16 protein-coding genes are annotated in these 20,125 nt (G+C 70.7%); 5 read left to right on the forward strand and 11 right to left on the reverse strand.

Annotated features, from left to right (window positions below; translation table 11 throughout):
* Window positions 1–76: 76 nt before the first annotated feature.
* The 4 genes from MRBLWS13_RS08400 to MRBLWS13_RS08415 form a co-directional block, all read right to left on the reverse strand.
* On the reverse strand, window positions 77–3,817 hold the full coding sequence (locus tag MRBLWS13_RS08400) for a homocysteine S-methyltransferase family protein (RefSeq protein ID WP_349428578.1): 3,741 nt from the start codon (window positions 3,815–3,817) through the stop codon (window positions 77–79).
* Between the two features lie 210 nt (window positions 3,818–4,027).
* Window positions 4,028–4,825, reverse strand: coding sequence for an LLM class F420-dependent oxidoreductase (locus MRBLWS13_RS08405; RefSeq protein ID WP_349428580.1), 798 nt, complete (start codon window positions 4,823–4,825; stop codon window positions 4,028–4,030).
* 122 nt (window positions 4,826–4,947) lie between these two features.
* The gene (locus MRBLWS13_RS08410) at window positions 4,948–5,901 is read right to left on the reverse strand and encodes a permease prefix domain 1-containing protein (protein WP_349428581.1); all 954 of its coding nucleotides are present in this window, start codon (window positions 5,899–5,901) and stop codon (window positions 4,948–4,950) included.
* A gap of 29 nt (window positions 5,902–5,930) precedes the next feature.
* Window positions 5,931–6,275, reverse strand: coding sequence for a PadR family transcriptional regulator (locus tag MRBLWS13_RS08415; protein WP_349428582.1), 345 nt, complete (start codon window positions 6,273–6,275; stop codon window positions 5,931–5,933).
* A 98-nt stretch (window positions 6,276–6,373) separates the two neighbouring features.
* Here MRBLWS13_RS08415 and MRBLWS13_RS08420 point away from each other — a divergent pair, with 98 nt between their 5' ends.
* Together MRBLWS13_RS08420 and MRBLWS13_RS08425 are read left to right on the forward strand one after the other, a co-directional pair.
* Window positions 6,374–6,535 carry a hypothetical protein gene (locus tag MRBLWS13_RS08420; protein WP_349428583.1) on the forward strand — a complete coding sequence of 54 codons (162 nt, stop codon included), beginning with the start codon at window positions 6,374–6,376 and terminating at the stop codon, window positions 6,533–6,535.
* 25 nt (window positions 6,536–6,560) lie between these two features.
* On the forward strand, window positions 6,561–7,562 hold the full coding sequence (locus MRBLWS13_RS08425; protein WP_349428584.1) for an o-succinylbenzoate synthase: 1,002 nt from the start codon (window positions 6,561–6,563) through the stop codon (window positions 7,560–7,562).
* A gap of 188 nt (window positions 7,563–7,750) precedes the next feature.
* Here the strand turns inward: MRBLWS13_RS08425 and MRBLWS13_RS08430 are convergent, their stop codons facing one another.
* A complete protein-coding gene (locus MRBLWS13_RS08430) occupies window positions 7,751–8,389 on the reverse strand; it encodes a helix-turn-helix domain-containing protein (RefSeq protein WP_349428585.1) in 639 nt (212 codons plus the stop codon).
* 134 nt (window positions 8,390–8,523) lie between these two features.
* Here MRBLWS13_RS08430 and MRBLWS13_RS08435 point away from each other — a divergent pair, with 134 nt between their 5' ends.
* From MRBLWS13_RS08435 to MRBLWS13_RS08445, 3 genes are all read left to right on the forward strand, one after another.
* The gene (locus MRBLWS13_RS08435) at window positions 8,524–11,580 is read left to right on the forward strand and encodes an MMPL family transporter (RefSeq protein WP_349428586.1); all 3,057 of its coding nucleotides are present in this window, start codon (window positions 8,524–8,526) and stop codon (window positions 11,578–11,580) included.
* A complete protein-coding gene (locus MRBLWS13_RS08440; RefSeq protein ID WP_349428587.1) occupies window positions 11,577–13,592 on the forward strand; it encodes a YhgE/Pip domain-containing protein in 2,016 nt (671 codons plus the stop codon). The genes MRBLWS13_RS08435 and MRBLWS13_RS08440 overlap by 4 nt, the downstream gene beginning before the upstream one ends.
* A gap of 95 nt (window positions 13,593–13,687) precedes the next feature.
* Entirely contained in the window at window positions 13,688–14,182 is a 495-nt protein-coding gene (locus MRBLWS13_RS08445) for a nitroreductase/quinone reductase family protein (RefSeq protein WP_349428589.1), read from the forward strand.
* Window positions 14,183–14,249: 67 nt separating this feature from the next.
* On the opposite strand, the gene ccsB is transcribed toward MRBLWS13_RS08445, so the two are convergent.
* The 6 genes from ccsB to MRBLWS13_RS08475 form a co-directional block, all read right to left on the reverse strand.
* Window positions 14,250–15,335: a c-type cytochrome biogenesis protein CcsB gene (gene ccsB / locus MRBLWS13_RS08450; RefSeq protein WP_349428590.1), complete on the reverse strand. Its 1,086-nt coding sequence runs from the start codon at window positions 15,333–15,335 to the stop codon at window positions 14,250–14,252.
* A 5-nt stretch (window positions 15,336–15,340) separates the two neighbouring features.
* Window positions 15,341–17,050 carry a cytochrome c biogenesis protein ResB gene (locus MRBLWS13_RS08455; protein ID WP_349428591.1) on the reverse strand — a complete coding sequence of 570 codons (1,710 nt, stop codon included), beginning with the start codon at window positions 17,048–17,050 and terminating at the stop codon, window positions 15,341–15,343.
* Between the two features lie 55 nt (window positions 17,051–17,105).
* Window positions 17,106–17,963 (reverse strand): cytochrome c biogenesis protein CcdA, encoded by an 858-nt coding sequence (locus MRBLWS13_RS08460; RefSeq protein ID WP_349428592.1) that lies wholly within the window; start codon window positions 17,961–17,963, stop codon window positions 17,106–17,108.
* Window positions 17,960–18,598 carry a TlpA disulfide reductase family protein gene (locus MRBLWS13_RS08465; RefSeq protein ID WP_349428593.1) on the reverse strand — a complete coding sequence of 213 codons (639 nt, stop codon included), beginning with the start codon at window positions 18,596–18,598 and terminating at the stop codon, window positions 17,960–17,962. The genes MRBLWS13_RS08460 and MRBLWS13_RS08465 overlap by 4 nt, the downstream gene beginning before the upstream one ends.
* A complete protein-coding gene (locus MRBLWS13_RS08470; protein WP_349428595.1) occupies window positions 18,595–19,224 on the reverse strand; it encodes a histidine phosphatase family protein in 630 nt (209 codons plus the stop codon). The genes MRBLWS13_RS08465 and MRBLWS13_RS08470 overlap by 4 nt, the downstream gene beginning before the upstream one ends.
* An 88-nt stretch (window positions 19,225–19,312) precedes the next feature.
* Complete coding sequence (locus MRBLWS13_RS08475; RefSeq protein ID WP_349428597.1) at window positions 19,313–19,984, reverse strand: DedA family protein; 672 nt, start codon at window positions 19,982–19,984, stop codon at window positions 19,313–19,315.
* Between the last annotated feature and the right edge of the window lie 141 nt (window positions 19,985–20,125).

The following is a 20,125-nucleotide window of genomic DNA, read 5'->3' on the forward strand; positions in this document are numbered from 1 at the left end:
CGAGCACAGGAAGGTCCCCGGGAAAACGTCCTACCCCCGTGAAATCACCTGATCTCGCGACCGCAGCGCAGCCGGGTCAGACCGAGAAGTACTTCGCCTCGGGGTGGTGGAAGACGAAGGCGTCGGTGGACTGCTCGGGGTGCAGTTGCAGCTCCTCGCTGAGCTCGACGCCCATGCGCTCGGGGCGCAGCAGCTCGACGACCTTGCGGCGGTCCTCCATGTCGGGGCACGCGGGGTAGCCGAGTGAGAACCGGGCGCCGCGGTACTCGAGCTTGAACAGCCCCGCGGTCTCGGTCGGGTCCTCGCCCGAGAAGCCGAGCTCGGAGCGGATCCGGGCGTGCCAGAACTCGGCGAGCGCCTCGGTCAGCTGCATCACGAGACCGTTGAGCTCGTAGTAGTCGCGGTACTTGTCCTCGGCGAACAGCTTCGCGGTCACCGAGTCGATGTTGGCGCCTGCCGTCACGAGCTGCACGGGCAGCACGTCGACGGCGCCCGACTCGCGCGAGCGGACGAAATCGGCGAGGCACAGGTGGCGGTCGCGGCGCTGGCGCGGGAAGTGGAACCGCAGGCGGTCGGTGCCGTTCTCGCCGCCGGAGCCGCCGTCGGGCGCCAGGAGGCCGGCCCGTCCGAGCCGCCCGGACGCATCGTCGCCGTGGTGCAGCACGACGACGTCGTTGCCCTCCGACACGACCGGGAAGTAGCCGTACGCGACCGACGCGTCGAGCATGCCCTCGCCGAGGATGCGGTCGAGCCAGTAGCGCAGCCGCGGCCGCCCCTCGGTGTCGACGAGCTGCTCGTACGACGCGCCGTCGTCTCCACGGCCCGGCTTCAGGCCCCACTGCCCCATGAACGTCGCGCGCTCGTCGAGGAAGGCGGCGTAGTCGTGCAGGGCGATGCCGCGCACGATACGCGTGCCCCAGAACGGCGGCGCGGGCACGGGATTGTCGGATGCCGCGTCCGAGCGCGTCGGCATCGCCTCGGGTTCGGTGAGCGTGAGCTTCGAGCCGGCCGCATGGCGGCGCTTCTTCAATGCCGGCAACCCGACCGATGCCGGGTCGGCGCCGCGCGCGATCTTCACGAGCGGCTCCATGAGCGCGAGGCCCTCGAACGCGTCACGGGCGTAGCGCACCTCGCCGTCGAAGAGGCTCGCCAGGTCGTCCTCGACGTAGGCGCGGGTGAGCGCCGCACCGCCGAGGATCACCGGCCACTTCGTGCCGAGGCCCCGGGAGCGGAGCTCTTCGAGGTTCTCCTTCATGACGACCGTCGACTTCACGAGCAGGCCCGACATGCCGATGACGTCGGCGTCGTGCTCCTCAGCGGCGGCGATGATGTCGGCGATCGGCTGCTTGATGCCGAGGTTCACGACGTCGTACCCGTTGTTGGTGAGGATGATGTCCACGAGGTTCTTGCCGATGTCGTGCACGTCACCGCGCACGGTGGCGAGCACGATGCGGCCCTTGCCCGAGGCATCCGACTTCTCCATGTGCGGTTCGAGCAGCGCCACCGCGGTCTTCATCACCTCGGCCGACTGCAGCACGAACGGCAGCTGCATCTCGCCCGCGCCGAACCGCTCGCCGACGATCTTCATGCCCTCGAGCAGGTGGTCGTTGATGATCTGCAGCGGTGCCAGCCCGCCCTCGCGCGCCAGGTCGAGATCGGCCTCGAGGCCCTTCCCCTCGCCGTCGATGATGCGGCGCTCGAGCCGCTCGCCGACCGGCAGCGCAGCGAGCTCGGCGGCACGCTGGTTGCGCAGCGCTGCCGTGTCGACGCCGGCGAAGAGGTCCAGCATCCGTGCCAGCGGGTCGTACGTGACGTTGCCGTCGGCGTCGTATTCGCGGCGATCCCACACCAGGTCGAGGGCGACCTTGCGCTGCTCGTCGGAGATCGAGGCGAGCGGCACGATCTTCGCCGCGTCGATGATGCCCGAGGTGAGTCCGGCCTCGACGGCCTCGTGGAGGAACGCCGAGTTCAGCACGCTGCGCGCGGCCGGGTTGAGCCCGAACGACACGTTCGAGACGCCGAGGGTGGTGTTGATGCCGGGGTACTTCGCCGTGATCTGCCGGATCGCCTCGATCGTCTCGATGGCGTCGCGGCGCGTCTCCTCCTGGCCGGTCGCGATCGGGAACGTCAGGCAGTCGACGATGATGTCGCTGACACGCAGGCCCCACTCGTCGACGAGCTCGTCGATAAGGCGCGTGGCGATCTGCACCTTGCCTTCGGTGGTGCGGGCCTGACCGTGCTCGTCGATCGTCAGCGCCACGACGGCGGTGCCGTGCTCCTTCACGAGCGGCATGATGCGGCCGAAGCGCGAGGTCGGGCCGTCGCCGTCCTCGTAGTTCACGGAGTTCACGACCGGGCGTCCGCCGATCAGCTCGAGCCCCGCCGCGATGACCGCCGGCTCGGTCGAGTCCACGACGAGCGGGAGCGTCGAGGCGCTCGCGAGGCGCGACACGACCTCGCGCATGTCGGCGGCACCGTCGCGTCCGACGTAGTCCGTGCAGACGTCGAGCAGATGGGCGCCGACGCGGATCTGGTCCCGCGCGATCTCGACGCAGTCGTCCCACCGCTCCTCGAGCATGGCCTCGCGGAACGCCTTCGAGCCGTTCGCGTTGGTCCGCTCGCCGATCGCGAGGTACGAGGCATCCTGCTGGAACGACACGTGCTGGTACAGCGACGCGACGCCGGGGTCTTCGGTCACCTTCCGGTCGTTGAGCGAAGGGCGCTCTGGCGCCCGAGACGAAACGCTCGGGTCGTCCGCGGAAGCGTCGGCGCGTTTCGTCTCCGCGTTTCGACTCGCGGCCTCGCTCAACGACCCGGGGGCGACGCGGAAGGGCTCCAAGCGCTCGACGACCGCGGCGAGGTGCTCGGGCGTCGTGCCGCAGCATCCGCCGACGAGGCCCAGCCCGAACTCGCGCACGAACTGCTCGTGCGCCGTCGCGAGCTCGGCGGGCGACAACGGGTAGTGCGCGCCGTTCGCCCCGAGCACAGGCAGCCCGGCGTTCGGCATGCACGCGACGGGCACGGTGGCGTGCTTCGACAGGTGCCGCAGGTGCTCGCTCATCTCGGTGGGGCCGGTGGCGCAGTTCAGGCCGATGGCGTCGACGCCGAGCGGCTCGATCGCGGTGAGCGCCGCCCCGATCTCGGACCCCATGAGCATGGTGCCGGTGGTCTCGACCGTCACCTCGACGAAGATCGGCAGACGGATGCCGCGGCTCACGATCGCCTGACGGCAGCCGTTGATGGCGGCCTTGGTCTGCAGCAGATCCTGGGAGGTCTCGACGAGGAACGCGTCGGCACCGCCGTCGATGAGGCCCTCGGCCTGCAGCGCGAACGTCTGCTTCAGGTTGTCGTACGTCGTGTGACCGAGGCTCGGAAGTTTCGTACCCGGCCCCATCGAGCCGAGCACCCAGCGCACGCGCCCGTCGACGGCCTCGGCCGCCTCGACGCGCTCGCGCGCGATCCGCGCCCCCGCGGCGGCGAGCTCGGTGATCCGGTCGTCGATTCCGTAGTCGCCGAGGTTCGACCAGTTCGCGCCGAACGTGTTCGTCTCGACGGCGTCGACGCCGACCTCGAGGTAGGCGTCGTGGATCGCCGCCACGACGTCCGGACGCGAGACGTTGAGGATCTCGTTGCAGCCCTCGAGGCCCTCGAAGTCGCCATCGATCGAGAGGTCGTAGCGCTGCAGCATCGTGCCCATCGCCCCGTCGGCGATCACGACCCGCTCCCGCACGCCGTCGAGCAGCTGCTGCGACCGCTCGGGTCGCGGCACCCCGTCGATGTCGAGGGCGAAGCGGGGTGCTGGCGGGGCTGCGGTCACCCGCGCGAGTTTAGTCTCCGCGTGTTGTTGCGGCCCCCGTGTGACGTGCCGCGGTCCTCCGGCCGCGGCATCCTCCCGCTCCTGTGTCCTCCCGCTCACGCCTCGCGAGACAACAACGGGTGGACGAGACCGTGGGGTTCACCCAGGGTCTCGTCCACCCACTGTCGTCTCACGGAGAGACGGACTGCGACCTGGCGCGGCGAGCGGGACTCAGGCGTTCTTCGAGTCGCGCCAGCGCAGCCACGACCGGATGAGGTCGTAGTCCCAGTCGGGGCCCTGGAAGGCGAGCGTGAAGAGGCGCACACCGGCGTCGTACAGCTCGTCGGCGATGCCCTCGCCGCGCTGGTGCAGCTCGTTCGAGATGACGAGGTTCGACGTGTCGCGCTCCTCGCGCTCCGACCAGCGCTGGATGACGTCGAGCTTGTGCGGCAGCTCGTCGGGGCGCACGAAGCTGTGCCAGATGTCGGCGTGCCGGGCGACGAGGCGCAGCGTCTTCTGCTCGCCCTTGCCGCCGATCATGACCGGGATCTCGCGCGTGGGCGCCGGGTTGAGCTTCTGCCAGCGGGCCTCGATGCGCTCGAGCCCGGCGGCGAGGTCGTCGAGGCGCGAGCCGGCGGTGCCGAACTCGTAGCCGTACTCCTCATAGTCGCGGGCGAACCAGCCCGAGCCGGTCGCGAAGATGAAGCGGCCGACGCCGTCCTTCGCCGAGATGTGGTCGACGGTGCGGGCCATGTCGGCCTGCAGGTCGGGGTTGCGGTAGCTGTTGCAGTTGACCAGCGCTCCGAACTCGACGCGCTCGGTCTGCTCGGCCCAGGCGGCGAGCATGGTCCACGACTCGAAGTGCAGGCCGTCGGGGTCGCCCGACAGCGGGAAGAAGTGGTCCCAGTTGAAGAGGATGTCGACGCCCATCTCCTCGAGATGGAGGACGGCGTCGCGGAACGCGGAGTACGGGGCGTGCTGAGGCTGCAGCTGCACGCCGAAGCGCACAGGAGTATCGAGGAGGGGCATGGAAAAAGACTAGGGCCGCTGCGAGGGGGCGATCCTCGTTCGAGGAGGATTGCCGAGATGAGGACGCGCAGTCGCCCGCGCACCCTCATCTCGGCGCATGTCCTCAGTCGAGGACACCGGCGTCAGCCTCGGCGGGCCCGCGCGGCCTTCATCGCGGCATCCACCGTGTCCCAGATCGCGATGCCGGCGATCACGAAGCCGATCACGACATTGACGATCGCGCCGACCTCCGCGTCGTCGTCGGCGATGATCGTCGGGAAGAACTCGGGGTTGATGAGCCGTCCCTCGAACAGCAGCCACAGCGCCGGCACCGCCACGACGAGATTCAGGATGCCGTTGGCCACGGCGAGCGCGGGAGTCCAGCGTCCGACGGCGTAGACGACGATCGCGAGCACCGCTTCGATGGCCATCAGCAGGAACAGCCCGATGATCCACCAGGGCCACAGCCCCGGGTCGAGGAACGGCAGCCCGGGCTGCGTCGGCACCAGTCCGACGAAGTGGTCCCACAGCACGACGCCGGCCATGATCGCGAGGAACGCGAGCGAGGTGATCATGTCGCCGAGTCCGGCGCCGCGCTGGCGCGGTTCGGGCAGCTGATCGGGGGTCCAGGGTCCGTTCGTCATCGTGTCGTGCCCGGTGCGCTCGAGGATGACGAAGACCAGGGTGGTCCAGAACGCGATGTGGACGACCACCGAGATGAGCAGCGGCACGACGGCGCCGACGATCTCGCCGAACGTCGCACCGTCGAGCACCATCGCGAGCGAGACGCCGAAGGCGGCGCACACCGGGACGATCCAGAGCAGCAGCTTCAGCAGCCGCCACCAGTCGAGGAAGTAGCGCGGCCCGACGAGCCACAGCGGCCGGTCGGTGTACTGGGCGGCGAGCTTGTCGGGGTCGCCGAGGTCGGTCAGGACGGCGCGTTCGGCGGACGTGTGGTCCTCCCCGTCGGCGAGACGCGCCTCGATCTGGTCGTCGATCGAGCCACGCAGCTCGGCGGCCAGGTCCTCGCGCTGCGCCTCGGGCACGGTGCGCATCGCGGCGTCGACGTAACGGTCGGTGAGCGTCGCGGTTGTCATGTCGGTTCTCCTCAGTTGCTGATCGTGGGTCAGTGCTGAACGTCGGGGGTCGGAAGGTCGTCGATCGCCGCGGCGATCGCGCGGAAGTCGTCGGTGAGGGATGCCGCGAGCCGCGAGCCCGCGGCGCTGGTGCGGTAGAACTTGCGCGGACGCGACTCGTCGGTGTTCCACTCGCTGGTGAGGAACCCCTGCTTCTCGAGGCGCCGCAGCAGCGGGTAGAGCGTGTTCGCGTCGGTGGGGAAGCCGCGCTCGCCCAGCTCTTGGAGCAGCCCGTAGCCGTATCCGGGGTGGACGAGCAGGCGGAGGCACGCGAGCACGACGGTGCCGCGCCGCAGCTCCTGCAGGTGCGTCTCGAGGATCTCGGTTTCGCTCATGTCTCACACCATACTGTGTTTCACACACTATCGTCAATCACACTTTAAAGTCAGAGGCCGACCTGTCATGCTGACCGGAACGCGAGAGAGAGCCGGCCATGTCAGAGAAGCCCAGCCGCTGGATCCGCCTGAAGTGGGCCATCCTCGGAAAGCCCGTCACCTACGAGGAGCGCCGCAACGCGCAGGCGTCCCACTTCTCCGACCCTCGCGTGATCGCCCAGTCAGAGGTTCGTCACCAGCGCTTCCATGCCGGGTTCTGATCCGCCGACGGGGCAGGATGAAGCCGTGACCACCCGACGCTCCCTCCCCCCGCTCGATGACGTGCTCGCGACGGCGCGCGTCGTCGCACTGCCGCTGGCGACCAGATTCCGCGGCATCGATGTGCGCGAAGCACTCCTCTTCGAGGGGCCCGAAGGCTGGGCGGAGTTCTCGCCGTTCGCGGAGTACGACGACGCTGAGGCATCGACGTGGCTCGCTGCGGCCATCGAGGACTCACGGATGCCGCGGCCAGCCGCCCGCCGCGAGCTCGTCGGCGTCAACGCCACCGTTCCAGCGGTCGCCGCCGCAGCCGTCCCCGCCGTGCTGGCGCGTTTCGACGGCTGCCGGACGGCGAAGGTCAAGGTCGCCGAGGCCGGTCAGGTGCTCGCCGACGACGTCGCTCGCGTCCGGGCCGTCCGCGAGGAGATGGGTCCGGAGGGGCGCGTGCGCATCGACGCGAACGGCGCCTGGAACGTGGACGAGGCCGAGCGCGCACTGCACGCCCTCGCGGAGTTCGACCTCGAATACGCCGAGCAGCCGTGCGCGAGCGTCGACGAGCTCGCCGAGCTGCGGCGGCGAGTGAAGTACATGGGCATCCCGATCGCCGCCGACGAGAGCGTGCGCAAGGCCGCCGACCCGCTGGCGGTGGCTCGCGCGGGGGCGGCCGATCTGCTGGTCGTCAAGGCGCAGCCCCTCGGCGGCGTGCGCCGGGCGCTCGAGATCGTGGCGGAGGCGGGGCTCCCGGCTGTCGTCTCCAGCGCCCTGGACACGTCCGTCGGGCTGTCGATGGGCGTGGCACTGGCTGCCGCGCTCCCCGAGCTCGACTACGACTGCGGACTCGGGACGGCGTCGCTGTTCACCGCCGACGTGGCGGACCCGCCACTGGTGCCGCGCAGCGGCTTCCTCGCGGTGGGCCGGGTCACGCCCGACCCCGCACTGCTCGACGCGCACGCGGCCTCCGCCCACCGCCGCGGCTGGTGGCTCGACCGCCTGGCACGGTGCTACGCGGTACTCGACGCCGCACTCTGAGCAGAGGGCGGGTCGACATCCAGAGGCGGCTCGGCGCGTTTCGTCTCGCTCGTTCCTCGCTCGCTCAACGACCGGGAAGAAACCTCCGGTCGTCGGGCGAGGGAGCGCCAGCGAGCGAGACGAAACGCCCCGGTGCCGACGTGTCGCGTTTCGCTCGCTCAGCGACCGCGGGGTGGCGACGCTCGGAGTCAGGCGGGATCGACCAGAGCAGTCGCGAGGCGCGCGGTGCGGTCGTTCACCAGCTGGTGCATCTCGGCCGTAGTGCGGCCCGTCATGATGGCGAACGCGGACGTGTCTTCCCAGGTCTGCAGGATGATGCCGGCGAACTCCGACGCGGGCAGCCGCAGCCGGAACCCGTAGGTGCCCGCGAGCTCCTCGATGAAGGAGCCCACGCGATCCACCATCCCCGCCTGCCAGGCGAGGTAGGTCTCGGCCAGCCGCGGGTCGCGCATCGCGCGGGTGCGGATCTCGCTCGTCAGCAGGATGCCCTGCTTCTTGTCGAAGGCGACATCGAGCAGCTGGCGCACCAGCGCACCGGGCTCGAGGTCGTCACCGCGCTCCTGCAGCACGGCGACACGCTCGGCGACCTCGTCGATCTTCTCGCCGGCGACGCGCTCCGTCAGCGCGAGCATCAGCTCGTCCTTGGTCTCGAAGTTCGAGTAGAACGCGCCACGGGTGAAGCCCGCGCGCTCGCAGATCGCCTCGACGGATGCCGCATCCAGGCCGACTTCGGCGAAGACCAGGGCGGCGGCATCCAGCAGCTTCTGCCGGGTCGCTTCGCGGCGGCGTGACGTGCCGGCCACTTCGACCACGGGGGTGTCGATCATCGATTCTCCTTGCCGCCAGTCTCACACGGACTACTCAGGTTCGGGCGGCCAACGCGCCTTACGATACACTCATGTATCCGATACAGCGCTGTATCGACACTTCCCGAACCCCTCATCCGTGAACCGGAGGCGCTGTGTCGACTCTTCTGTATGCGCTCGGCCGCTGGACGTACCGCCACCCCTGGCGGGTGCTGGTCTCGTGGCTGCTGCTGCTCGCGCTCGCCGGCGGCGGCGCGGCGCTGTTCATGAAGGGCACCGACAACTCGTTCTCGATCCCGGGCACCGAGGCCCAGGAGGGCATCGCCCTGCTGGACCGCAGCTTTCCGCAGGCCAGCGGCACGAGTGCGCAGCTCGTGATCGTCGCCGCCGACGGCGACCAGGTCGACGACGAGCCCTACGCATCTGCGATCGACGACACCGTCTCGCATCTCGAGGATCTCGACGGGGTGATCGCCGTGACGGACCCCTTCAACGAGATGGTCACGGGGATGGTCTCGGACGACGAATCGGCCGCGATCATCCGACTGCAGTTCGACGGGCAGGCGACCGATGTGTCGGACGAGACCAAGGCGGGCCTCGAGGAGGTCGCCGACGATCTGCGCGAGACGCTCCCCGACGGCTCGGAGGTCGCCATGGGCGGCGACCTGTTCTCGACCTCCGTGCCGGCCCTCTCGCTGATCGAGGCCGTCGGCGTGCTCATCGCGCTGTTCGTGCTGATCGTGACGTTCCGCTCGTTCGCCGTCGCCTGGTTCCCGCTGGTGTCGGCGCTCATCGGCGTCGGCCTCGCGATCGCCCTCATCTACGTCTCCACGGCGTTCGCGTCGATCTCGTCCACGACGCCGATGCTCGCGATCATGCTGGGGCTCGCCGTCGGCATCGACTACGCCCTGTTCATCGTCGCCCGACATCAGGACCAGGTGCGTGCCGGCGTCGAGCCCGAAGAATCGGCCGCGCGGGCGACCGGAACCGCCGGCTCCGCCGTCGTGTTCGCGGGTGTCACCGTGCTCATCGCCCTCATCGGCCTGGGCTTCGCCGGCATCCCATTCCTGACGACCATGGGCATCGCCGCGGCCGTGGCCGTCGCGATCGCCGTGGTCGTGGCCATCACTCTGACGCCCGCCCTCCTGGGCTTCGCGAAGGGCCGGGTCGCCGGCTGGGGTCACGGCAAGAAGCGGCGGGGCATGGCGCTCCCCCGCGTCTCCCGCGAGGCCGAGGGCGTTTCGTCTCGCTCGCTCGCTCGCTCGACGACCGAAGAGGACTCCCGTTCGTTGAGCGAGCGAAGCGAGACGAAACGCCTGGAGGCTGGCTCAGAGATCTCGGAAGAGCTGAGCGGACGCTCGTCGGAGCAGGCTCAGGGGCGCATGCGAACGGCCACCGAGGCTGCGGAGACGCGCGAACGGGGCTCGATCACCACCCCGCTCACGGCGGAAGCAGTCACCGCTCCGGTCAAGAAGACCAACCGCTGGGTCCTGTGGGTCACCAACCACCCCGTGGTGACCACCATCGCGGTCGTGCTGACCCTCGGTGTCATGGCGATCCCGGCGGCGAGCCTCGCCCTGGCCCTCCCGAACGCGGGCCAGCAGCCCGAGTCGAGCCAGGCACGCCAGGCGTACGACCTCACCGCCGAGCACTTCGGCCCGGGCGCCAACGGCCCGCTCATCATGACGGGCACGATCGTCACGTCGACCGACCCGCTCGGGCTGATGGCCGACCTCGCCGATGAGATCGAGAAGGTTCCCGGTGTCAAGGAGGTCGCGCTCGCGACGCCGAACGAGACCGCCGACACCGGACTGATCCAGATCGTGCCCGAGACCGCTCCGGACGACCCGGCCACCGCCGAGCTCGTTCGGGCGCTGCGGGATCTCGCCCCCGAGCTGGAGGACGAGTACGGCGTCGACCTGAAGGTGACCGGCTTCACGGCCGTGGGCATCGACATCTCGGACCGTCTGGGCGCCGCCCTGCTGCCGTTCGGCGTCTTCGTCGTCGGTCTGTCGCTGGTGCTGCTGATGATCGTGTTCCGCTCGATCTGGGTGCCCATGAAGGCCGCGCTCGGCTACCTGCTGTCGGTCGCCGCGTCGTTCGGCGTCGTCGCGGCCGTCTTCGAGTGGGGCTGGGGCGCGGACCTGCTGCACGTGACGCGTACGGGTCCGGTCATCAGCTTCATGCCGATCATCCTGATGGGCGTGCTGTTCGGGCTCGCGATGGACTACCAGGTGTTCCTGGTCAGCCGCATGCGCGAAGACTACGTGCACGCCCGCCGCGGTGCGGCCGGCCACTCGACGCGCAGCCGTCGCGACATCGCGCTGGGCGCCGTCCGCTCGGGCTTCACCGCCTCGGCACGCGTCGTGACGGCGGCGGCGATCATCATGTTCGCCGTGTTCGCGGCCTTCGTGCCCGAGGGCGACTCGTCGATCAAGCCGATCGCGCTGGGCCTGGCCGTCGGCATCGCCGTCGACGCCTTCCTCGTGCGTATGACGCTCGTGCCGGCGGTGATGGCGCTGCTCGGCGACAAGGCCTGGTGGATCCCGCGCTGGCTCGACCGGATCCTCCCCCACTTCGACATCGAAGGCGAAGCCGTCGAGCGCGAGCTCGCACTCGAGACCTGGCCCGAGCCGAACACGACCGCCGCGGTCGCGGGCGAGGGCGTCGGCGTCCGCGCCGATGCCGGTGGCTCCGCCGGCGAGGTCGTGCTCTTCGAGGAGGCCGCGTTCCGGGTCGAGCCCGGCGGCACCCTCATCGCGACCGGCGACCCGCGTGCCGCCCGAGCATTCGCGCTCACCCTGGCCGGGCGGCTCGCGCCGACCGACGGCAAGCTGCGCGTCGCCGGCCACCTGCTCCCCGAGCGCGCCGCCTGGGTGCGCGCCCACGTGGGGCTCGCACTGCTGGGCGACACCGAGGAGCGGCTGCCCGCCCTGCGCCGCGCACTCGCCGGCAAGGCGACGCTCGTCGTCGTCGAGGGTGTGGACGCGCTCGACGCCGCCGAGCGCGACCAGGCGGGCGCGCTGCTGCGGGATGCCGCGAGCGCACTGCGCCGCGGCGGTGGCGACGGCGTGCTCACGCTCGTCGTGACCTCTCGCACAGAGAGTTCCGCGCTCGCCCTGCTCGCCGACGCGCACCGCCCCGAGGTGTCCTCGCTGACGCTGCGCTCGGGCGCTCCCCTGACCACCCCCACCGCAGAGGTGAACGCATGACCCCGAACTGGATCACCACGGCCGTCGAGCGCGCGCGCTCCCGCCGGCCCGTCACGTGGCTGACGCTCGTCGGCGTGCTGCTGCTGCCGGTCGTGATCGGCGGCATCCTGGTCGCCGCGCTGTACAACCCCGTCGAGCGGCTCGACAGCCTCACTGCCGCGATCGTGAACGAGGACGAGCCCGTCACCATCGACGGGCAGACCGTGCCGCTCGGCCGTCAGCTCACCGCCGGCCTCGTCGAGGGATCTGACGAGCTCGACAGCAACCTCACCTGGACGATCTCGAACGAAGAGGATGCCGAGGCGGGCCTCGCGGACGGCACCTACGCCGCGGTCATCACGATCCCCGAGAACTTCTCGGCCGCCGCGACGTCGACGGCTCCGGGATCGACGCCCGAGCAGGCGACCATCGAAGTGACGACCCCGCCCGACAGCCTCATCGTCGATGACGCCATCACCGCGCAGGTGGCGACAGCCGCCGCCTCGACCATGGGCACGCAGCTGTCGAGCGTGTACCTCGAGAACGTGTTCCTCGGCTTCACGACGCTGGGCGACCAGCTCGGCACGGCGGCCGACGGCGCCACCCAGCTCGCCGACGGCGCGAGCCAGACCGCCGACGGCGCGGCACAGCTGCCGGACGGCATCTCGCAGCTCGCCGATGGCAACACGCAGCTCGCGGATGGGGCCTCACAGCTGGCCGACGGTGCGGGCCAGCTCTCTGGAGGTGCCACGTCGCTGCAGTCGGGTCTGACGACGATCGCCGGCAAGACCCGCGAAGCGGCCGGCGGAGCCCAGCAGATCGCCGATGGCTTGAACGGCGGGGCGGCACAGCTCGAGGCGACCGGCCTCGTGCCCACAGAGGTCGCAGACGTCGCCGAGATGTCCGCCCAGGCAGCTGCCGGCGTGCTCGCCGTTGCGGAGAACTGCGCCGCCAGCGGCGCGCCGACGGCGTACTGCGACACGTTGCTCGAAGCGGCGACCGGCGCGGATGCCGCCGCATCGGGGACGGTCCTGGCACTCGACTCCTTCGACACCGCGGGTACTGCGAAGTTTGCGGCTCAGTTCCGGCAAACCGGCACCGGCGTCTCGACGCTGGCAGGCGGGATCACCCAGCTCGCGGGCGGTATCGACCAGTCGGCCGCAGGCGCTGGCCAACTCGCCACCGGCATGACCGGCATCCAGTACGGCGCCAGCGGTCTCGCCGACAGCTCGACGCAGCTCGCCTCGGGCGCGACGCAGGCCGCCGACGGTGCGACGAGCCTCGCCGACGGGGTGGCCCAGCTGGCGACCGGCACGTCCGAGCTCGCGAGCGGCCTGACCACGGCATCCGAGTCCCTCCCGTCGTACACCGACCAGGAGGCGACCGATCTCGCCTCCGTCGTCGCCGACCCGGTCGAGGCCGACGGCGTGGGCACATCGCTCTTCGGTGCGTCGGCGGTCCCCCTGCTGGCGACCCTCGCGCTGTGGTTCGGCGGGCTCGGCACGTTCATCGCGCTGCAGGCCGTGTCGCGCCGCGCCCTCACGTCGCGCCAGCCGTCTGCGGTGCTCGCACTGCGGTCGTTCGCCCCGGCGGCCGGCCTCGGCGCGCTGCAGGGCGCGCTCGTCGCCGGCGTCGTCCAGCTCGCCGCGTCGTACGGCTGGGCCGAGTGGTGGGCGCTCGCCGGCGTCTGCGTCGTCGCGGGCATCGCGTTCGCCGCCGTGAACCAGGCGCTCGTCGCTGTCTTTGGCGGGGCCGGTCGCTGGATCTCGGCGCTCATCGGCGTGCTCACGGTCGCGACCGGCGTGGTCTCCACCGTGCCGGGTGCGCTGTCGAGCATCGCGGGGCTCATGCCGACGGCCCCTGCCTACAACGGCATGCTCGCGGCCCTCACCTCGGCTTCGGGGCTCGGGGCGGCGTTCGCCGGGCTGATCATCTGGACGTTCCTCGCGCTCGTCGCCACGATGATCGTCGTCGCCCGCCGGCGCAGCACCTCGGCGCGCGCCCTGCTGAGGGCGACGCCCGCCACCGCCTGATCCTCATGGCTCAAGCCCGGTCGACGAGTCGCCCGGGCTCGAGCTGTGCCGGGCAGGGGGTTGCCCCAGGCCCCGCCGGGCGCGATGATCATCGCGTGGCCACCCCCTCTGCCGCGGCTCCGCAGTCCGGATCCGCGCGCTTGCCTCCGCGCTGGTTCATCCGCACCGCGTGGGTCGTGCACCGCGCCATCTACAACATCACGGGCGGCCGCCTGGGGCTGCGGCCGCCGAGCTCGAAGGTCTGGGGCATGATGCGTCTGCACACCATCGGCCGCCGCTCGGGTGCCCCGCGCGCCGCGATCGTCGCCTACGTCGAGGACGGCCCGAATCTCGTCACGATGGCGATGAACGGCTGGGGCGACCCGCCGCCGGCGTGGTGGCTGAACCTGCTGGCGCGGCCGACGGCATCCGTCGATCTCCCCGGCGAGCGACGCGACGTGATCGCACGCGAAGCGCAGGGTGCGGAACGTGAGCGCCTCTGGGAAGTGTTCCGCTCGCTCGAGGGTGGCGACGACCTGGACGCCCTTGCCTCTCGGCGCAGCCGCGAGACGCCTCTCGTCATCCTGGAACCCGCCCCGGGGACGCGCTGAGCCGCGGGCATTCCGTCCGCGGCATACGGTGTGGACCGGGCCTCGGCCGTGACCGGCCGTGACCTGGTCAGCTCAGGCCGGAGTAGGCGTGCAGGCCCTTGAAGAACATGTTGACGATCGTGAAGTTGAAGATCACGGCGGTGAAGCCGATGATCGACAGCCAGGCCGAACGCGAACCGCGCCATCCGCGGGTCGCGCGCGCGTGGATGTAACCGGCGTAGAGCACCCAGATCACGAAGGTCCACACTTCCTTCGTGTCGAAGCCCCAGTATCGGCCCCACGCGTCGTTGGCCCAGATGGAGCCGGCGATGAGGGTGAATGTCCAGAAGATGAAGCCGAGGATCGCGAAGCGGTACGCCAGCGACTCGAGCGCCTCGGCGCCCGGCAGCGTCCGCAGGAATCCCGGCCCGGTCTTGGCGGTCGACGCCGCGGAGGCGTCGGCGTCCTGGACACGAGCAGCGGCGGCGATCCTCGCCTCTCGCCGCGCCTGCATCAGCTGCAGCACCGACAGGCCGAAGGCGAGCGCGAACAGGGCGGTCGCGAGCGACGCGACGAACACGTGGATGACGAGCCACACCGACTTCAGCGGGTCCATCAGCGGCACGATGTCGGTGTAGAACCAGATCGCCGTGCCGCCCAGCAGCACGACGACGAGACCGGTGATGAAGGTGCCGAGGAACCGCAGGTCGTAGCGGAAGAGAACGCCCAGGTACACGGCGACGATCAGGAGCGTCCCGGTGAGGGCGAACTCGTACATGTTCGACCACGGCACGCGGCCGGCGGCGATGCCGCGGGTCACGTCCCCGCCGAGATGGAAGAGGAAGCCGAGGACCGTCAGCGACGTGCCGATCCGGGCCCACACCAGGCGCTGGCGGCTGCCGACGGGGGCGTTGAGCGCCTGCTCGGATGCCGTCTCCTGCGCACGCATCTGCTCGATGATCCCGGTGCGCCCAGAGCCGCCGCCGGCACCGGCCGCGACGAGCTCGCGGTCGCGGGCGGTGTGGGCGGCGGCATCCTTCGCCTCCACGGCGACGGCGCCTCGACGCGCCAGATCGACCGCGTAGGCGATGAACGCGAGCGCGTAGATCGCGATGGCCGTCCAGACCAGCAGCACCGAGACGGAGTCGAGGGTGAGGGGGGAGGCGTCGGGCATGGTCCTCAGTCTACGTCGGGGGTCGAATCGGGCTGGAGGGGGCGGTCGCCGGCCGAGTCCCGGCCGGCGAGCGACGCGAGGTGCCGCTGCGCGAACTGCGAGACGGCGCCCTCGAGGGCGGGGTCCTCTCCGCGAGCGAGCCCGGCGTACTCGAGCTGCACGGTATGCCCCTGCGGCGTCGCCCTCACCCACATCCGCCGGCGCGGGACGAACAGCGCGGCGAGGAGTCCTGCCGTCGCGAGGATCGCGAACACCAGCACCCAGGTGGCGGCGGCATCGCGGTGGACCGACAGCGACACGTAGCGCTTGACCGAGTCCTCGAACCCTGCCACGCCTTCGGGGGCCTCGTTCTCGAAGGTCACCGTCCCGAGCCCGTCGGGCAGGTCGACGGTCTCTCCGGGCTTCAGCGCGAGGGACTGCGTGCCGGACTCGCCGCCGGCGAGCTGCGTCATCCCCTCGGGGTCGAGGGTGTACACCGACCGCGGGATGCCGCCGTCGATGCCGAGGTCGCCGGCGTACACCCAGAACGTGAGCATCGGGTACTCGAGGTCGCCGTAGACCGAGGTGAAGGCGCCGTTGGAGAGCTCCTGCGCGGTCGGATAGAAGAAGCCCACCAGGCCCACCTGCTCGCGCAGCCCGTCCGGTACCTTCACGACGCCCTGCGACGTCATGTTGTTGTCCTGGGGCAGGAAGGGCACCGGTTCGGAGAACACGACATCGCCGGCGTCGTCGCGGATCGTGATCGTCGGCGCGTATCCGTTGCCCATCAGGTACACCTTGTCGCCGGCGATCTGCAGCGGGTGGTTGACGCGCACCTCGCCGGTTCCGGGGTCGGCGTCGGGGAACTGCGTGGTGAGGTGGGCGACGAAGTCGCCGGCCTGCCCGGCGCCCTGCTGGCCGGGGGGCACGTACGACAGCGAGAAGTCGTCGAGCGTGAGCGCGTAGGGGGTGAGGGCGTCCTCGTCCACGAACCGGCCGGGGTTGAACGAGGTGTAGTCGAGCATCGTGTTGACCCACGTGCGGCCCTCGATGATGACGGTCTGCCCGGTATAGGTGAATCCCCCGCCGATGCCGACGGCCAGCAGGACGCCGACGAGCGACGCGTGGAAGACGAGGTTGCCGGTCTCGCGGAGGTAGCCGCGCTCGGCCGAGACCGAGAATGCCCGGGCGCCGTCGTATCTCGCCACGCGGTAGCCGGCCTTGCGCAACTGCTGCTGCGCGGCCGCGACGGCCGTCGCGGCGGCGGCTGCGGCATCCGCGTCGTCCTGGCACTCGAGGATCTCGGACCGGTGCACCTCCAGCCGCGACAGCCGCACGGGCGTGCGGGGCGGCTGTGCGCGCATCGCCTTGTAGTGATGCTTCGTACGCGGGATGACGCAGCCGACGAGCGAGATGAACAGCAGGATGTAGATCGCCGAGAACCACGGCGAGGTGTAGACGTCGAACAGGCTCAGCTTGTCGAGCACCGGTGCGAGGTCGGCGTTGTCGACGAAGTACTGGCGCACGCCGTTGGGGTCGGCGCTGCGCTGCGGCACGAGCGACCCGGGCACCGCCGCGATCGCGAGGAGCAGCAGGAGCACCAGCGCGGTGCGCATCGACGTGAGCTGGCGCCAGCCCCAGCGGAGCCAGCCGACGACGCCGAGGGCGGGCTGGGTGATGCCGTCCTGAGCAGCCGCGGAGTCCGCGGAGTCGGCGTGATCGGCGGGACGCAGCATCCCTTCGACCGGGGCGGAGGCGTCCGCCCCCTCGGTCGCCGAGCCTTCCGGAGCGTCAGAGCGGGGCCGGGACACTGGAGAACACCCCCTGGAGCTGGGCCATGACGGCGGTCCACACGCCGGTCACCATGAGGAGGCCGAGCACGATGAGCAGCGCACCGCCGATGAGGTTCACCACACGGATGTGGCGGCGCACGAACGACACGGAGCGGGTCGCCCACCCGAAGCCGAGCGTGAGGAGGAGGAACGGGATGCCGAGCCCCAGCGAGTACGCCACGCCGAGCAGCGCCGCGCGCGCCGCCGAGCCGGAGTCGAAGGCCATGGTGAGGATGACGGCGAGCGTGGGTCCGATGCACGGCGCCCAGCCGATGCCGAGCGCGACCCCCAGCAGCGGCGCGCCGATCAGCCCGAGACTGCTGCGCACCTGCGGCCTCGTGATGCGCTGCGCCCTGCCGAACCAGCCGATGAAGACGAGGCCCATCGCGATGATGACGACGCCGAGCACGCGGGTGATGAGGTCGGCGTACTCGAGGAGGAAGCGCCCGAGCGTGCCGCCGAGCATCGCCACGCTGACGAAGACCACGGTGAAGCCGGCGATGAACAGCAGCACGCCGAGGACGAGGCGCCCGCGACCGGGTTCGATGACGTCCGAGGGTTCGGCGCGTTTCGTCTCGCTTCGCTCGCTCAACGACCGGGGGTCGCCGGTCGCCGAGCCGTCTCCGGTCGCCGTGCTTGGCGAAGCGCCGACCGCGACCCGCGCCGGACGCGGGCTCACGGCACCGCCGATGAAGCCGAGGTAGCCGGGGACCAGCGGAAGCACGCAGGGCGAGAGGAACGAGATGGCGCCGGCGAGGATCGCGATCGGGATCGCGATGAGCAGCGAGCCGTCGGCGACCAGCGCGCCCAGGTTCACGACTCCTCCAGGGTCTCGCGCACGATGGTCTCGAGGATCGACGCGTCCTCGATCTGCCCCACCAGGCGCGCGGCGACGCGGCCCTCCTTGTCCAGCACGAGCGTGACGGGGACCGCATTGAGCGGGCTCTCCCCCGCGAACGCGAGCTTGATCGACCCGTCCTCGGTCGCCAGGGCACTGGGGTACGAGACGCCGTACGTGTCGGCGAACGCGCGCGACGCCTCGGCGCCGTCGTAGAGGTTCACGCCGAGGAAGGCGACATCCTGTCCCTCGAATGCGGCGTCGGCCGCCGCGAGCTCGGGCGCTTCGACACGGCAGGGCGCGCAGCCGGCGTACCAGAAGTTCACGACGAGCACGTCGCCGGCGTAGTCGGCGCTGGAGGTCGTGCCGCCGGTGTCGAGCACGCCTTCGAAGTCGACCGGCTCGCTGCGCTGGTCTGCCGAGATCTCGACGACGCGGAAGCCGTCGGCGGCGACGAAGCCCTTGTTGTCACCGGACCGGTACTGGTCGGCGAGAGGGTCGCTCGTGCACGCGGCGAGACCGGCGATCAGGCCGACGACGAGGAGAGCGGATGCCGCCGCCTGCGTCCTGCGCCGCGTCCCGCTCCGCTCCCTCAGCGACCGCCGACCGGTCATACCGCCCCCACATCCACCGCGCCGGCCGTCGACGCCGGCTCGGCGTAGGCGGTCTCGGTCCACTTCTTGTCGACCATCTCGAAGCTCGTCACGCTCGACAGCGCGCAGCGGCGCGCGCGGGGGTCGTGCCGCAGCGGCAGCCCGGCGACCGCGAGGTGGGTGATCCAGATCGGGAGCTGGTGCGACACGATGACGACGTCACCGGAGTCCGCGGCATTCCACGCGTGCGTCATCGCCGCGTTCATGCGCCCCACGACGTCCGCGTACGGCTCGCCCCAGCTGGGCAGCGCCGGCTTGCGGAGGTGGCGCCAGTTCCACGGGTTGACCATGGCGATCGCCATGCGCTTGCCCTCGAAGACGTTGGTCGGCTCGATGACGCGCTCGTCGATGACCGGCGCCATGCCGAAGATCTCGGCGAACGGCTCGGCCGATTCCTGCGTCCGCTGCAGCGGCGAGCACACCAGCGCCGAGACGGGCCGGTCCAGCGACTTCACGTACTCCGCCGCCTGCCGGGCCATGCGGCGGCCTTCTGCGCTCAGGCCATAGCCCGGGAGTCGCCCGTAGAGCACGCGGGCGGGGTTGTGAACCTCCCCGTGGCGCACGAGATGGAGGCGAGCTGCGGGCACCGCCCCAGTCTACGTGGGCCTCATCTATGGGCCGGCTGAGCGTGCTCCCAGGTTCGCGGCACGCGCGGCGCCTCGGGCGGAGTCGGATTCAGTCGAGCTCGGGCTCACCGCGGGAATCACGCGCGGCGAGCGCCTCGCGCACGCGCGCCGCGACGAACCACAAGACGGCGGCCGCGGCGACGGCGATGACGGCGTACTGCAGGATGTCCGCGTATCGCTCGACGATGTGCCAGGACTCACCGAGGAAGTATCCGGACAGCACGAAGATCGAGTTCCACAGCAGGCTGCCCGCCGCCGTCAGGAGGGCGAATCGCCACAACGGCATGCGCGTGATGCCGGCGGGGATCGAGATGAGGCTGCGGAAGATCGGGATCATGCGCCCGAAGAACACCGCCTTGCCGCCGTGCCGTTCGAACCAGGCGACCGTGCGATCGATGTCCTCGGGCTTCAGCAGCGGCACCTTCGCCGCGATCGCACGCAGCCGGGCGACGCCGAGCCAGGCACCGAGGCCGTACAGCAGCAGCGCCCCGATCACCGATCCTGCGGTCGTCCACACCAGGGCCTCGACGACGGTGAAGGAGCCACGGCTCGCGGCGAGCCCCGCCATCGGCAGGATCACCTCGCTCGGCAGGGGTGGGAACAGGTTCTCCATGGCGATCGCGATGCCGGCGCCGGCCGGTCCGATCACGTCCATGAGCGAGACCGCCCAATCGGCGAGCGTGCTCAGCCACGAGCCGTCGGTCGTCGTTGCAGTCGTCATTCGTCGGATCCCCGTCCGTCCGTCGGCACCTGGTGGCGGCGGCCGCGACCGTTCGACGCGACGGGTCCACGCTACGGAAGAAGGATGAACGGAACCCGGGTGCAGACCCCCCGAAGCCGATGGGGTCTGCCGGAGTCTCCT

It is taken from the genome of Microbacterium sp. LWS13-1.2, assembly GCF_040144835.1.
Lineage (GTDB): Bacteria > Actinomycetota > Actinomycetes > Actinomycetales > Microbacteriaceae > Microbacterium.

What these genes read in the sequence shown, in the direction of transcription:
- MRBLWS13_RS08410 (WP_349428581.1), bottom strand. Translation starts at nt 5,901, where the DNA reads ATGACAACCGCGACGCTCACCGACCGTTACGTCGACGCCGCGATGCGC.
- MRBLWS13_RS08405 (WP_349428580.1), bottom strand. Translation starts at nt 4,825, where the DNA reads ATGCCCCTCCTCGATACTCCTGTGCGCTTCGGCGTGCAGCTGCAGCCT.
- MRBLWS13_RS08420 (WP_349428583.1), top strand. Translation starts at nt 6,374, where the DNA reads ATGTCAGAGAAGCCCAGCCGCTGGATCCGCCTGAAGTGGGCCATCCTC.
- MRBLWS13_RS08465 (WP_349428593.1), bottom strand. Translation starts at nt 18,598, where the DNA reads ATGACCGGTCGGCGGTCGCTGAGGGAGCGGAGCGGGACGCGGCGCAGG.
- MRBLWS13_RS08475 (WP_349428597.1), bottom strand. Translation starts at nt 19,984, where the DNA reads ATGACGACTGCAACGACGACCGACGGCTCGTGGCTGAGCACGCTCGCC.
- ccsB (WP_349428590.1), bottom strand. Translation starts at nt 15,335, where the DNA reads ATGCCCGACGCCTCCCCCCTCACCCTCGACTCCGTCTCGGTGCTGCTG.
- MRBLWS13_RS08455 (WP_349428591.1), bottom strand. Translation starts at nt 17,050, where the DNA reads ATGCTGCGTCCCGCCGATCACGCCGACTCCGCGGACTCCGCGGCTGCT.
- MRBLWS13_RS08415 (WP_349428582.1), bottom strand. Translation starts at nt 6,275, where the DNA reads ATGAGCGAAACCGAGATCCTCGAGACGCACCTGCAGGAGCTGCGGCGC.
- MRBLWS13_RS08430 (WP_349428585.1), bottom strand. Translation starts at nt 8,389, where the DNA reads ATGATCGACACCCCCGTGGTCGAAGTGGCCGGCACGTCACGCCGCCGC.
- MRBLWS13_RS08440 (WP_349428587.1), top strand. Translation starts at nt 11,577, where the DNA reads ATGACCCCGAACTGGATCACCACGGCCGTCGAGCGCGCGCGCTCCCGC.